Annotated in this window: 10 protein-coding genes; 2 read left to right on the top strand and 8 right to left on the bottom strand. The window is 56.2% G+C overall.

Going from position 1 to position 13,212, the window contains the following annotated elements; translation table 11 throughout:
• Positions 1 to 95 precede the first annotated feature (95 nt).
• Complete coding sequence (locus J0X15_RS01110; RefSeq protein WP_206937512.1) at positions 96 to 779, top strand: MBL fold metallo-hydrolase; 684 nt, start codon at positions 96 to 98, stop codon at positions 777 to 779.
• Between the two features lie 50 nt (positions 780 to 829).
• Here the strand turns inward: J0X15_RS01110 and J0X15_RS01105 are convergent, their stop codons facing one another.
• The 3 genes from J0X15_RS01105 to J0X15_RS01095 all read right to left on the bottom strand — a co-directional run bounded on the left by J0X15_RS01105 (position 830) and on the right by J0X15_RS01095 (position 4,253).
• Positions 830 to 1,759: a DUF1402 family protein gene (locus tag J0X15_RS01105; RefSeq protein WP_206938267.1), complete on the bottom strand. Its 930-nt coding sequence runs from the start codon at positions 1,757 to 1,759 to the stop codon at positions 830 to 832.
• A 557-nt stretch (positions 1,760 to 2,316) separates the two neighbouring features.
• Complete coding sequence (locus tag J0X15_RS01100) at positions 2,317 to 3,651, bottom strand: MFS transporter (protein ID WP_331461870.1); 1,335 nt, start codon at positions 3,649 to 3,651, stop codon at positions 2,317 to 2,319.
• Positions 3,648 to 4,253, bottom strand: coding sequence for a chalcone isomerase family protein (locus J0X15_RS01095; RefSeq protein ID WP_209014985.1), 606 nt, complete (start codon positions 4,251 to 4,253; stop codon positions 3,648 to 3,650). Before J0X15_RS01095 ends, J0X15_RS01100 begins: the two co-directional genes overlap by 4 nt.
• Before the next feature lie 434 nt (positions 4,254 to 4,687).
• Between J0X15_RS01095 and clpS the strand changes: the two genes are divergently transcribed.
• Complete coding sequence (gene clpS / locus J0X15_RS01090; RefSeq protein WP_206937509.1) at positions 4,688 to 4,993, top strand: ATP-dependent Clp protease adapter ClpS; 306 nt, start codon at positions 4,688 to 4,690, stop codon at positions 4,991 to 4,993.
• 298 nt (positions 4,994 to 5,291) lie between these two features.
• On the opposite strand, the gene uvrB is transcribed toward clpS, so the two are convergent.
• The 5 genes from uvrB to J0X15_RS20320 form a co-directional block, all read right to left on the bottom strand.
• A complete protein-coding gene (gene uvrB, locus J0X15_RS01085) occupies positions 5,292 to 8,192 on the bottom strand; it encodes an excinuclease ABC subunit UvrB (protein WP_206937506.1) in 2,901 nt (966 codons plus the stop codon).
• A gap of 199 nt (positions 8,193 to 8,391) precedes the next feature.
• On the bottom strand, positions 8,392 to 8,691 hold the full coding sequence (locus tag J0X15_RS01080) for a DUF1344 domain-containing protein (protein ID WP_206937504.1): 300 nt from the start codon (positions 8,689 to 8,691) through the stop codon (positions 8,392 to 8,394).
• 128 nt (positions 8,692 to 8,819) lie between these two features.
• On the bottom strand, positions 8,820 to 9,092 hold the full coding sequence (locus J0X15_RS01075) for a hypothetical protein (protein WP_206937502.1): 273 nt from the start codon (positions 9,090 to 9,092) through the stop codon (positions 8,820 to 8,822).
• Between the two features lie 281 nt (positions 9,093 to 9,373).
• The gene (locus J0X15_RS01070) at positions 9,374 to 10,183 is read right to left on the bottom strand and encodes an HNH endonuclease (protein ID WP_206937500.1); all 810 of its coding nucleotides are present in this window, start codon (positions 10,181 to 10,183) and stop codon (positions 9,374 to 9,376) included.
• A gap of 272 nt (positions 10,184 to 10,455) precedes the next feature.
• Positions 10,456 to 12,969 carry a methyl-accepting chemotaxis protein gene (locus tag J0X15_RS20320; protein WP_206937498.1) on the bottom strand — a complete coding sequence of 838 codons (2,514 nt, stop codon included), beginning with the start codon at positions 12,967 to 12,969 and terminating at the stop codon, positions 10,456 to 10,458.
• Positions 12,970 to 13,212: the final 243 nt, after the last annotated feature.

Below are 13,212 nucleotides of genomic sequence, written 5' to 3'. Positions count from 1 at the left end.
AAAAGGACAGATCGGTCAGAGGGTGAGCGGTTTCTGTCTTTACCCTCAGCTACTGTCGATCTGCCAACGTCTATTGTCGAAAGGAAGCGTTCTCAATGTCGAATTCCAACAAGGGAGAAGGCACTCCGTCGCAGGAGACCTTGCCGCCGGTTCAGATCCTTGTGATCCCGGTTTCCGCCTTTCAGCAAAACTGTTCCCTGATCTGGAACCCGGAAACGATGCTTGGGGCCGTCGTTGATCCTGGTGGCGATGTGCCGTTGATCCAGGATGCGATCCGAGAACATTGTGTCAAGGTGGAGAAGATCGTCATTACCCATGGCCATATCGACCATGTTGGTGGTGCCGCAGAACTGGCCGAGGCCCTCAAGGTGCCTGTGGAAGGTCCGCATGAAGCTGACCGAATGTTGCTCGCGCGGGTCAGCGATCAGGCAAAACAGTTCGGCATGCCAGATGTGCGCACTGTAGAGCCGGACCTGTGGCTGAAGGACGGCGACACCCTGGAAATGGCAGGTCGGGTCTTTCAGGTACTGCATTGCCCCGGCCATGCACCGGGGCACGTCATTTTCTTTGATGAGGAATTGCGCCTGGCGATTTCCGGCGACGTGCTCTTCAAGGGCTCTGTTGGTCGGACGGATTTGCCGGGAGGGGATCACGATACTCTGATCCGTTCGATCAAGGAGAAAATGTTGCCGTTGGGCGATGACGTCAGCTTCCTGCCCGGCCACGGACCGGCTTCGACGATCGGCGAAGAGCGCCAAACCAACCCGTTTTTGCGTTAGGTCGAGTTCGTCCTAACTTCTTCGTATGGGTGATTGAGGACCCGGCCGGTTCAAAGGATTTCTTCCAGGTCCTTGATCCGTTCGTTGACCAACCAGCCGTAATAATTCTCGCGCGGCCAGGGACGGCCGGAGCTGCGGAACTTGCGGGCTCTGCTCCATGGATCACCAAGATTATACAAAGTGGCGGTCAGACCTGGGTTTTCGGAGATATCCACGCGGGCAACGCTTTTATAAGCGTCGATGGAATCCTTGATGATGGCTGCCATGTAGTGCAGCGATTTGCTCGGGTCCATCGTTGCACTGTAAACATCAGAGGCGTTGCGGGCGTCCAGCTTGCGCAGGCCGGAGGTTTTGTTGACGCGATCGCTCATCTTCAGAACGGTCAGCGGGCTGAGCTGTCCCAGGCCAAAGCTCTGACCGGCAAACAGCGGCTGAAAGAAGGTCTCGTTGAAGCTTTTGTTGGGGTAGCGCTCCCCGCCCACCTTGCGGCGACGGAAGCTGCTGTCCCAGGTTCTTTCGTAGCAGCTCCAGAGACCATCGCTGTCCGGTGATCCTTTGCGGCAACCGTCAAACTCGGATTTCTCAACGAAATCGAGCACGTGCTCGCCATTATACTCGAATTCGATGTTCAGTCCGGCGTAGGACAGTGCCTTGATGTAGTAGGACTGGGCGCTATCGAGTGTGTTGTAATTGTAGGTGTGCTCGCCAACGATGGCACCAATCATGTGAATTGGATCAATGCCGTATTTGCGGGCGACCCGCTTGATAGAGTTGATCAGGCCGCGATCGCGGCGCAGGACAGCGACCACTTTCTCGAATTTTGCATCGTAGCTCGAGGCAAAGGCCTGGGTGCGGCGCGCCGAGGCAGAGGGAATGTTGGGTTGGGAGCGATAGCGGTTACCCTCCGGGACCATGCGTTCTCCCGCAGCACTCGCCGGCGTAACCACAGTGAAGTCGCCTGGTATGCCCATCGTTAGCATGGTGACGCCAAAGAGTATCGCAAGCCCTGAGACCAGATGGCGTTTGGACCGTCTTGCGAAAAGGCGGGTTGGTGCAACAAACATGTGGGCCGAGATGGCACCGAAGAAATTCCGCACTGCAGGCATTATTACTCCTCCTGACCCTGACTAGACCAGGGCGGCGGGTTCAATGGTTGGCAAAGGGCCGGTTCGTTCTACCGCGTGGACCGGATGCTGCCTTGCATATCTGCTCTGGCAGCTGTCTCATGTATTTGTTCTGGGACACGGATAAGGCAATGCCATGCTCCCATTTTTTCGATTCACAGAAATTCCGCGCAAAGAGAGCATTCCCCAAGGGTCGTTTCAAGCTCTCTCATGGAGAAGGCTCAGCTTATGGCAAGGCTTCTGGGGATAGTGGGAATGACAAAGGGCTGTTGAGAGAAAGCCCGGAGCCTGTGGCGGAATTACAAGGATTGCTGCAACCGGAGCGCTGCTGCAAGGCCTGCGCGAAGGCGTGGTCCCTGGAAACAGACTCGAAATTGGAGAAGACAGGGTGGTTGGCCAAACCGCTCCCCGGCCTAAACCGGTGTGTCGAAAAGCGCGCTTCTTGCTGTGCCTCCGCCTTGCCAGCGCAGTAGCATAACGAGGCAAAGGATTTTCAGGCAGCAGGGAAGTGTCGCGTAGGTGATATTCAGCAAAGGGCCAAGTCCCATTGGCAAGGCCTCGCCTGGTTGATAGCCCGCGAAGCCGAGGAGCGGCAGAACAAGGCCCGTCGCACAGGCCAGAGAAGTTTTGGTTGTGAGCGTGGTAACCGAAAAAAGCCGTGAGGCTTCCCTGCTTCCGGCGCTGTCATTGATGTGATCCGCAAGTATGGCGGGCGGCAATGCCAGGTCTGCCCCAAGAGCCAGGCCTGATAGGGCGCAAATCACGCCGTAAGCGAAGAGATCGCCCGGGCCAAGGAAGCTGGCCCATATGAAAGTGACGATGGCAACGCCCATGGAACCACCCCAGGCTCGATATTTGCCAAGCCGGGTTGCGACAAAGTGCCAAATCGGCATCGAGCCAGCGCCGGAAAGAAAATAGATCATCAGAAATGTGCCGGTCGCCGCTTCTGCCTCCAGCCTGTCGCGTATGAAGAACAACACCAGTACGGCAGGGATGGCACTGGCCAGGGTGTTCAAGCCATAAAGGGCAAAGAAGCGACGGCGCCAGGGATGACTGAAGATGTCCCGCCATCGAAGGAGCTTCTTGGCATGGTCGTTCTTATCCTGCTGCTGAGAGAGCAGACGAACCTGTGTCGTCCAGTAGAGCAATGCCGCTGTCGCGACAGCCAGAATGGGCAAATAGTACAGAGAGTAGAGGTGAAAGGCGCGTTGAGGGTTGCTGCTTACCCCTAACAGCGCTGGACCTGCAGCAGCAGTCAAAAGCCCCAGAAGCCCGATCGCCTCACGCCAGCTGGTAATCCGTGAGCGTTCGACTTCTGCGACATCCCACAGGCCGCCAAGCGTTTGCAGGAAAATGGTGACAATGGAAAAACCAGTCGTGCAAAGTAGTACGGAGAGCGCAAACCAGGTGATAGGCGCACTGTGATGCGGATGAAACAGCATCGTGAGGCCTGCGCCCAGCCCGACGACGCCACTCAGCAGCAAAAGCTGGCGGTGTTGCGGATAGCGATCGCCAATCAGACCAATCAGTGGGTCCTGCACGGCGTCGATCAGGCGCAGCACCAGAAGCACCAAGCCCAAGGTTGTCAATGGCACCCCGAGTGCGGTGGCGTAAAAGTCTGGTGCGTGGAGATAGATTGGTAAACCGGCAAAGGCCAACGGAAAAGCCATTGCTCCATGAAGGGCCAGCTGCACTGGAGAAGGTTTCAAATGCCGATTTTCCAGGCTTCTAGGATGAGTTTGGGTCAGGAGCTTTTCCCGATCAGCTTGTTTCTCAGTCGCTGATCCTGAGTGTGGGACCCCAGCCAGATGGAAAAGAAGTAGCGTGTAAACTCCCGGTCACGGATTTCTCCAAGCTTGCGATTCCCGGAATAAAACAGTGCGCTGCCATTCCCGGTTCTGAGCCCAGTTATGGACTGGCCCTTCTGGATATTTGGAAAGATGGCCTCCATTTTCTGTCGCCAGCTGTTCAGCTTGGCCTGATTGGTGACACCCTGGCTGCGGATCTCATCGATGGATCGTTCGACAATATCCTTGCCTTTGAAATTTCGCTGATAGATCAGCTTCAAAGCAAAAGGGCTTTGCGGATCATAGCTGCCATCGGGCGCATAGAGTTCGGCCTTGAACACGCGAAATCCGAGAAACGTCATGGTGCCCGAGCCAACCAGTTGGGCCGACGGTACGATCTTCTTGCCCGCGGAGCCGATATCTGCCGACGCGGGCGTAATCGCCGCGAAAGCACCAAGGGTCAGGCTGATCAGTATGGCCCTCAACCTTGTCCAGCTTCTGTGGTGTTTCGGATACGCTGTGGTTTGTGACGGCGAGGAGACGCGTTTTACAGACTGCATCATGAAATGCTCCTTGTTGGTTTCATGTCAGGGCGTCTTGGACAATATGTTTTTCTACGCGTTTGGTTGCCGATTGGACCGATCACGTTTTATTTGGTCCAAGGTGTTTCATTCTGATCGCATAAGCGAAAGCTCGCATGCTGAGCAGGTGCCCTTGACGCGGAAGTGGTGGCACCCTGATGGGGGCTGATTGGCGCAAGGGTGCAATGGATCGCTCGAGCAATGGCGTGATGACATCGCGGTGACTTGCAATTCAGTTGCGAGGCGTGGTGGACGTTTTGCGAGCTCACGAACCACTGACGCCGAACATGGCGTCCGTGATGAGACTGATTGAAAGACTGACATCAAATTTGCCATACTGGCTGATCGTTGGTGCTGTCGCTCCGCCTTATGCCGGTGCGGGCCATAGCAACCCTGCAGTATTAGGTGACCTCACTATGAGCGACATCAATCTCAAACCTCGCCTGAAGGCGAAGATCAAGACAGACCGGCCAAAGCTGTATCGTGTGGTCTTGTTGAACGACGACTTCACGCCCCGGGATTTTGTTGTCTCGGTGTTGAAGCTGGAGTTTCGGCTGGATTCTTCACAGGCTGAAATGGTGATGGTCACGGCTCACCAGAAGGGGGCCTGCATGGTCTCTGTCTATCCACGCGATGTGGCTGAAACCAAGGCCGATCGCGCGATCAACTCGGCTCGCCGATTAGGCTTCCCCCTGCATTTCACGGTCGAACCGGAAGCCTGAGAGACCATTGCACGATCGGAAGACTCTGATCTGAAGACGCAGCCGGGACAGGTGATCATCTTTAAAGGGTTTACTCCCCTCGCTACCAATCGAGCCCGCCGTCATGCCATGGCTCGACTATGGCATCCATACCGTTCCCATGCGACATCGAAAGGCTACGTGCGCGGCGCTGTATTGGCATGGATCCCCGAACAGCACTGGTCTAACACGAGGGGGACGGGAGAGGCGACTGGCATTGGTTGAGTTAGGCGCTGATCAGAGTGGGCAGTAGAGGGGTGAACCAAAGTCTGGTCGAACTCTACTGCCCGGGTCTTCCTGACTTCTTCGGCCGTCCCCGCCGTTTCTTTTCGTCTGCGGGGTCTTCGTAGGAGCCGGTACCGATCTTGCCGCGGCGCAAGGGTTGTACGTCTTCGTCGGACTGGATGACGGTGATCGGCTTGGTCGGCATGGGTTTGTCGGAAAGAGGCACTTCCGTACGGCCAACAGTCATTTCGTCGAGGGAGTTCTTGCGAACCTTGGAGCTTGGCGCGAGGCCAGCGTTCTTGGCCTTGGCTGCTTTTGCCCGGTCCGCAGCCGTTTCTTTCTTCTTGCCCGAAGCGCCTGATTTTGTCCCACCGGCGCCGAATTTCTTGTCGCCCTGATAGCCGCCGGTCTGACTGTCTATGGATGACTGTCGTGCCATGGCATCATCGGCAACTACCAGCTCGGTTTGACGCAGACGCTTGACCTCGTCTCGCAATCGGGCCGCGGTTTCGAAGTCGAGATCGCTGGCGGCTTCGCGCATCTGGCGCTCCAGGTCGTCGATATGGGCCTTGAGATTGTGGCCGACCAGGTTGCCGCCGTCGGCGAAGCCCGCCTCGACTGTGACGTGGTCCTGCTCGTAAACGCTCTCCAGTATGTCGCCGATGTTGCGCTTGACGCTCTCAGGTGTGATGCCGTGCTCGTCGTTATAGGCCTGCTGTTTTTCACGACGCCGGTTGGTTTCGGCGATGGCGCGCTCCATCGATCCGGTCATGCGGTCAGCGTACAGGATGACCTTTCCGTCGACGTTACGGGCCGCACGGCCGATGGTCTGGATCAGCGATGTTTCCGAGCGCAGGAAGCCTTCCTTGTCCGCATCCAGGATGGCGACCAACGCACACTCGGGAATGTCGAGACCCTCCCGCAACAGGTTGATACCGACCAACACATCGAAGGCACCTAGCCGGAGATCTCGCAAGATTTCAATCCGTTCCAGCGTGTCGATGTCGGAGTGCATGTAACGGACGCGGACGTCGTTTTCATGCAGGTATTCGGTCAGATCCTCTGCCATGCGCTTGGTCAGTGTGGTGACAAGTGTGCGATAACCCTTTGCTGCGGTCTCGCGCACTTCGCCCAGCAGATCATCGACCTGGGACGTCGCAGGACGGATCTCGATCTCCGGATCAACCAGACCTGTGGGGCGGATAACCTGTTCGGCGAAAACGCCGCCGGCTTCTTCCAACTCCCAACTGCCAGGTGTTGCCGAGACAGCGACGGACTGGGGCCGCATGGCGTTCCATTCCTCAAACCGTAGTGGACGGTTGTCCATGCAGGACGGCAGGCGGAAACCATATTCGGCCAGCGTCGCCTTGCGTCGAAAATCGCCTCGGTACATGCCGCCGATTTGAGGGATGGTGACATGGCTCTCGTCTGCGAAGACAATGGCGTTGTCCGGCAAATATTCGAACAGTGTGGGCGGCGGATCGCCCGGTGCGCGGCCTGTGAGGTAGCGTGAATAGTTTTCGATACCCTGACAGGAACCTGTCGCTTCCAACATCTCAAGGTCGAACTGGGTCCGCTGCTCGAGCCTTTGGGCTTCCAACAGGCGGCCATGGTTGTTCAGCTCGACCAGGCGCTCCTTCAGCTCTTTCTTGATCGACTTGATGGCCTGATCCAGGGTCGGCTTGGGGGTGACATAGTGCGAGTTGGCGTAGACCTTGACCTGCTTCAGCTCACCGGACTTGTTGCCGGTCAAGGGATCGAATTCAGTGATCGCCTCGATCTCGTCGCCGAACATGGAAATGCGCCAAGCCTGGTCCTCATAGTGGGCCGGAAAAAGCTCGATGGTATCGCCACGAACGCGGAAGGTGCCGCGCTGGAAGGCGGCATCATTGCGCTTGTACTGCAGAGCCACGAGATCGGCTATGAGCTGGCGCTGGTCAATGCGTTCGCCGACTTCGATGGCGAAGGTCATGGCGGTGTAGGTTTCGACCGAGCCAATGCCGTAGATGCAGGAGACGGAGGCGACGATGATGCAGTCATCGCGCTCGAGCAGTGAGCGTGTGGCGGAGTGGCGCATCCTGTCGATCTGCTCGTTGATCGAGGATTCCTTCTCGATGTAGGTGTCCGTGCGCGGAACATAGGCTTCCGGCTGATAATAGTCGTAGTAGGAAACGAAATATTCCACCGCGTTGTCGGGGAAAAAGGATTTGAACTCGCCGTAGAGCTGAGCCGCCAAGGTCTTGTTGGGAGCAAGGATCAATGCCGGGCGCTGGGTCCGTTCAATCACCTGCGCCATGGTGTAGGTCTTGCCCGAGCCGGTGACACCCAGAAGCACCTGTGTTTGCTCGCCGGTGGTGATACCTTCTACAAGCTCGGCGATGGCTGTTGGCTGATCACCGGCAGGTTCATACTGCGATTTCAGCTGGATCGTGACACCGCCTTCGGACTTCTCCGGTCGCTCGGGGCGGTGTGGTGTCCAGATTTTGCCGTTCTTGTGTAGGGGGTTGCCGGATTCAATCAGCGCAGACAGGGCTTCGACGGTTGCTGTCGCGCCCTGGTTGCCGGTCAATTCACCGAACTTCGATTCTGCTCGGCTCTTCTTCTTGGTTTCTTTCTTGTGGGCCTTGAGCTTGTCCTCAAGCTCTTCGGCCTCTTCAAGGGTCATATCCATGCCGGCGACCGGGTTGAGGCCCCCTGAGGCCCGCTCGCGGGCCGTGTCGGCCTTGCCCATGGATGTGCCCCTGGCCGATTTAACCGGCTTCGTCTTTGTCGGGCTGTTTTTTTTGGCAGCCTTCGGGGCCGGCTTTTGTGCGTCTACTTCCAATTCCTTCGCCCAATCGGAAATGCTGCCCGACAAGGGGGCGCCCTCAAAGGGGGGCTGTGGGGCTTCGCCGAAACCCTTGGGCTCTGGCGTTTCGGACTTGGGCTTGGATGGGGAGGAGGTCTTATTGCTCATGCAATGCAATATGGGACATGAGGTGTCAGGAGAAAAGGGGGTGTTGCGCCTTTGTTCCCTGAACAGAAAAGGCCTCCTGACAGCGGACTGTCAGGAGGCAAGTTGTAGGCAATGTCCACAGGCGCCTGGTCGACCCTCGGGCAAAGGGTGCGTGCGGTTTTAAAGCCTGCAGGCAGACTGGCATGGGTATCGATGGGGGTTATTCGGCAATCGCCAGTTCGAGAACGATGAGGTTGCCGTCAGAATCCATTTCATAGGTGGCCTGGATCATCTGACCAGGTTCATAGGCTTCGGTGTCAGTGTCTTCCGGCAGGATGAGGGTTGAGCCATCTTCCAGCACGATGATTGCGTCTTCATAGTCGACGGAGGCGACGATGCCGGTGATTTCTTCCGCCTGGGCGACGCTTGTTGCGGATACGGCCAGTACTAAAGCCAAAGCGGTAGACGTGATGAGGCTTTTCAGTGCGAAGGCGGATTGATGAAGAGAAGCTAGTGGCATGATCAAACCAGGAAAGAGTGCGCGGGAGCTATCCCGCATGGGACAGGGGCAGGTGGGGCCGAGAGAAGTAAAGGGGGCTGGGAAGCGCAGGCTCAGGGCGTGTGCTCCCCAAGAGGGACGGGCTCCGATTATGGTTGAATACGGATCGACAAGAGCTTGGAGACCCCGTCTTCAGATCCGATGTAGCTGACTGTGACGGTCTGCCCGGCCTGAATTGCGTCCGGAAGGATGATGTCGGATGGGATCGCCTGGAATTGGGTCTTGTCGGTCAGCACGAGCGTGCGGGAGACTGGATCCCAGCTCTTGACGCGGGAGGTTACAAAGTCTGCGGCCTGAGCCAGGCCAGAGACGAGCAGAGCAGCGGCAACCAGGCCGACTTGCGAGAACGCACGAAGGGTCATGTCCGAAATCCTTAGGATTGGTTCGGGAGGATATGGCTTTTCAGGAGGGCGGTCTCGGGCGCGGCTGCCAAGCTTGCCCTGAGAATCTCAGGGGAGGGGCTATGGCAGCGGCTTGGGTCCCTCTGACGGTTTCCTTTCCGATGGCGGGGGCATCAAAAAAGAGGTTGCCGGAGAGTGGCTTACGCTGGACGCGTTTGATCCGCTTGAAACAGAAGAAGCGCCTGAATTAAGGCGAAATTTGGGCGGTTAATCTTTCTGATCCGAATTCTTTTCGTAAGTTATTATTGCTTGAAAATACGTTCTCTGTGCCAAGCTAAATATTCTGAATGAGGCTGCAGCGAAGGTTCGGAGGGTACGATAGCTTTCATGTCCTTGTTTAAAATATGAGTAACATCATAATTGAGATATCTCGATTTTAGGATATCAAAAGAATTGGATAGTGACAGTAGTCCTCGGTCGAACATCCAGTGCACCGTCCCCGATAATGCAATGCCATTTTGGACGGAATCACTACCGCCGTCTGAGATGGGGCGTATATGTGCAGCCTCTACTTCTGGACGACCTTTTCCATTGATGAGTCGAAGCCCTATCAGGGCACATCGCCGATCATAAAGTTCACGAATATGTTTGCGAAACCGGATATCTCGAAACCTTCGGTTCGTCAGGTGAGATATCGTAATTCTTTCCAGCGGAAGATTTTCTTCGTACGCGGACAACTCTTCAAATTTCGCTTGCGGTTGATCCCCAAACCCGGAGAAGGTGCCCTCGTTCGCTTGACCATCTAAATCAATATCGTCTCGTCGATCTGGCCAGTGCTCTTTTTCTGTGAGCCCGGCCGAGCAAACCGCAGTGAAAACATCTGTATCAATAATGCGAACAGCTTGGACTCGATATCCGGGGTTAATTTCTCCACTTGGCAAAACGAAATTGGGTTCGAACCCACCATTAAACGAACAAGCCACTGGCTGATCGAAGTCGAGAAAGTCAGAAAGTTTCGCATAGAAATGATTGATCTTGTTCGGATCACGATAGATCGACGTAACTCGTGCTACTGCCGAATAATATCGACCTTTTTTCCCGAATTGGACCATCGTAAATGATCCAGTCGTTGACGGTTTTTTCTACACGAGAGAGATATTGCTTCGGGAAATGATATTGGGTAGCCGGGTCGTCATCATAAATGCTGTCTGGCTTGTGGTAAAAAACTGCGTTTGCCATAAAAAATCGAGCACCTTAGAAAAATAGATCACATAGCCTACGTAAATACCTTTCTGTGTCAAAGACTTATGCGTTGGAAAAAAGCGCCCCGCGAAGGGCCCTTGTTGTTTTGATGGTAAGAGACGCCTTGAATGACTGTTCGACCTCAAGCGGCGGCAACGTCCTTCAGGAAGGTTTCGATGCTTCGGGTCAGACCGTTGAGCTGTTCGTTGGCATCATCGGTGATTTGTTCAACCTGTGCAGCTGACTTGCGTGTCTCATCGGATTGCTGGGACACAATGCCGATGTTGTCGGTCACATTCGCGGTGCGTGCTGCAGCGTGGGTGATGCTGCCGGAGATCTCGGCGGTGGCACTTGTCTGCTGCTCGACGGAAGCGGCCATGGCAGTGGCTGTTTCGTTGACCCTGTCCATCATGCTCATAATGGCTGAGATGGCTTCAACGGCGCCGCGGGTGGAGGACTGGATCTCTGTAATATGCGAGGAAATTTCCTCTGTTGCCTTCGAGGTCTGAGTGGCCAGTTCCTTTACCTCAGACGCGACGACTGCAAAGCCGCGTCCTGCTTCGCCGGCACGAGCCGCTTCGATGGTGGCGTTCAGTGCCAGCAAGTTGGTCTGCTCGGCGATCTCCTGAATGAGGGAGACGACGCTGCCGATCTTGTCGGCGGCAACAGACAGGCCACGTACCTGCTCGGTCGAGGTGCGGGTGGCGCCGGTGGCTTTTTCAACCTGATCCAGTGTGTCGTGCACCTGGCGCCCAACTTCCTGCACGGAGGCGGTCAACTCTTCGGTGGCAGCAGCTACGGTCTGAACGTTGCTGGTCGCCTCCTGTGAGGCTCCAGAGACTTCCTCGCTTTTGGACGATGTGCTGGTGGCGATGCCACTCAACGTCTCAGCTGTGGCTTCCAGCTGAGACATGTTGCTGGAAACGCTGGAAAGTCCCTGTTCAATGTCACTGCGGAAGGACGTGATCAGCGCATCGATCCGAGCCTGACGCGCTGTTGCTGCGGCATCGGTTTTGTGTTGTTCAGCTTCCAGACGATGGCGCTCGTGTTCGCGCTTACAGAAGGTGCCGACAGCGCGGGCCATGTCGCCGATCTCATCCTGGCGGTGTTCTGCCGGGATTGTCAGATCTGTCTGCCCATCGCGGAGAAGGCCCATGGCGGTGGTCAGGCTGCGCAGGGGAGATATAATGCTGCGGGAGAGCATGTAGGCCAGCAGCGCACTGATGACGACTGCTGCAATCAAGGCTGCGACGATCTCAATCTGTGCCTTCTGGCCGGAGTTGACAGCGAGTTCACCGGACCGAGAACTGATCAAACGGGCTGTTTCGGCCAGACCGGTGACGGCGCTGGTAAAGGCTTCATCGGCGTTCTGCAGATGGGTTTCCACTTCAGCCACCCGTGCGAAGGTCCCCCCAAGCTGTTGCGACACCAGATTGGCGGTTTCGAGCAACGGGGTGACAGCTTCCTTTAGGGCGTTTTCGACTTCCCTGTCATGGGTGACAACCTGCGTCGCCGACTTGGTCGTGGCCATGTTTTCACTAACCGTGCTGATCAGGGCTGCTTCTTGGGCCAGCTCTTCGGCGGTCGTCGCATTCTGCTGCTTGAGGTAATTGGCGTAGAGGCTCTTCATGGAAAAGGCACTGCGCGCCAAGGTCTGGGTGTTGGTCGAGAGGTAGGCGAGCGCAGAGCTTTCGTCATTGAAGGACTTGAGATCGATCGACATTTCCTTCATCGGCGTACCGACCGCCGTGGCAAGCTGCTTGATATGTCCTGACAGAGTTGCAAGTTCGCGCGCAAACATGTTGGCATCTGCGGACGAGGTGCCTGCTTTGGAATGGGCTGCAATGGCCTTCGTCAGGGACTTTGTGGTTGTCTGCAATTCCTTGACCAGGGCCTTGGTTTCATCGGTCTTTACCGCACGACGAATGGCTTTGGCGTCCTTCTCGACCTGGCTGATCTGATCCAAAACCGTCTTGGCGATTGCGGCGTCAGGCTGGAGGGCGAGAATGGGCAGGTCCTTCTGCAACATCACGACGCCAACGCGCAGATTACTCATGCGGGGAACAACACCGGACAGCTTGTGCAGGCTTCCCTCGTTGACCATAGCGACGGCCTTGCGTCGTTCCAGCAACTTGCCGATGCGGTCAAAGGCAGTGTTGGCGTGGGTCACCAAGTTGGAGGTCAAGGTGTTTAGGTCGGCTACGGCCTGATCCCGTTCCTGCCGTGTTCTGGCGAGGTTTTCAAAGGAGGTGTTCAGGCCGCTGGTCAGGTCCGCCAGACTGGAGGTCTGGTCGGGCGAAATGATCGCCAGGTTTTCGGTCTGACTGGTGATTTTGGAAATGTTGGTGCGGACAGCTTCAGCTGACGCTTGAGTTCCGGTCAGTTCGAAGTCGCTCACGTCCGTCAGCAAGCCGGGCAACTGCCCCTGGATTTCGCTGGCCTCTTTTGCGGTGCGGACCGTATTTTGCACCTGGCTGGCCGCGAAAAGTCCGCTGGCTCCTACGCCGGCCGCACACAGGAACATGATCCCCAGACCACCCAGAAACTGAGTTCTCACTGAAAGCTGAAACTTGCCTTTTGAGCCAGACTGGGCGACAGCGGGTGGCGTGTGCGACTTGGCGACGGCTACTTCGCGTGACTTTCGTTTGAATAGCACTTTACTTCCCCACTTACGGCAGACAGGTGTGACTTCTCCCGGTTTAGAAGGTGCGCTGAAAGTCTAAAGGAAACGCCAAAGGTTTCGGAGCTTTCGAAGATAAAACGTTGAAAGTTCGCCGATTTTTTAGGCTTCATTGGTCAATTTGCTGATTTTTCAGGCTGACGTAAGGTAAAATAACCTATTTGGAAGCGGTCATGCTGGGCCCGAACGTTGATGACGTGGGGAGGTGTGCCCGGAATG

The sequence above is a fragment of the Roseibium limicola genome (assembly GCF_017313085.1).
In the GTDB taxonomy this organism is placed as follows: Bacteria; Pseudomonadota; Alphaproteobacteria; order Rhizobiales; family Stappiaceae; genus Roseibium; species Roseibium limicola.
The sequence above is the reverse complement of the archived record's forward strand: the minus strand, read 5'-3'. Positions and strand labels throughout refer to the sequence as shown.

What these genes read in the sequence shown, in the direction of transcription:
- J0X15_RS01110 (WP_206937512.1), top strand. Translation starts at nt 96, where the DNA reads ATGTCGAATTCCAACAAGGGAGAAGGCACTCCGTCGCAGGAGACCTTG.
- J0X15_RS01105 (WP_206938267.1), bottom strand. Translation starts at nt 1,759, where the DNA reads ATGCTAACGATGGGCATACCAGGCGACTTCACTGTGGTTACGCCGGCG.
- J0X15_RS01095 (WP_209014985.1), bottom strand. Translation starts at nt 4,253, where the DNA reads ATGATGCAGTCTGTAAAACGCGTCTCCTCGCCGTCACAAACCACAGCG.
- clpS (WP_206937509.1), top strand. Translation starts at nt 4,688, where the DNA reads ATGAGCGACATCAATCTCAAACCTCGCCTGAAGGCGAAGATCAAGACA.
- uvrB (WP_206937506.1), bottom strand. Translation starts at nt 8,192, where the DNA reads ATGAGCAATAAGACCTCCTCCCCATCCAAGCCCAAGTCCGAAACGCCA.
- J0X15_RS01080 (WP_206937504.1), bottom strand. Translation starts at nt 8,691, where the DNA reads ATGCCACTAGCTTCTCTTCATCAATCCGCCTTCGCACTGAAAAGCCTC.
- J0X15_RS01075 (WP_206937502.1), bottom strand. Translation starts at nt 9,092, where the DNA reads ATGACCCTTCGTGCGTTCTCGCAAGTCGGCCTGGTTGCCGCTGCTCTG.
- J0X15_RS01070 (WP_206937500.1), bottom strand. Translation starts at nt 10,183, where the DNA reads ATGGTCCAATTCGGGAAAAAAGGTCGATATTATTCGGCAGTAGCACGA.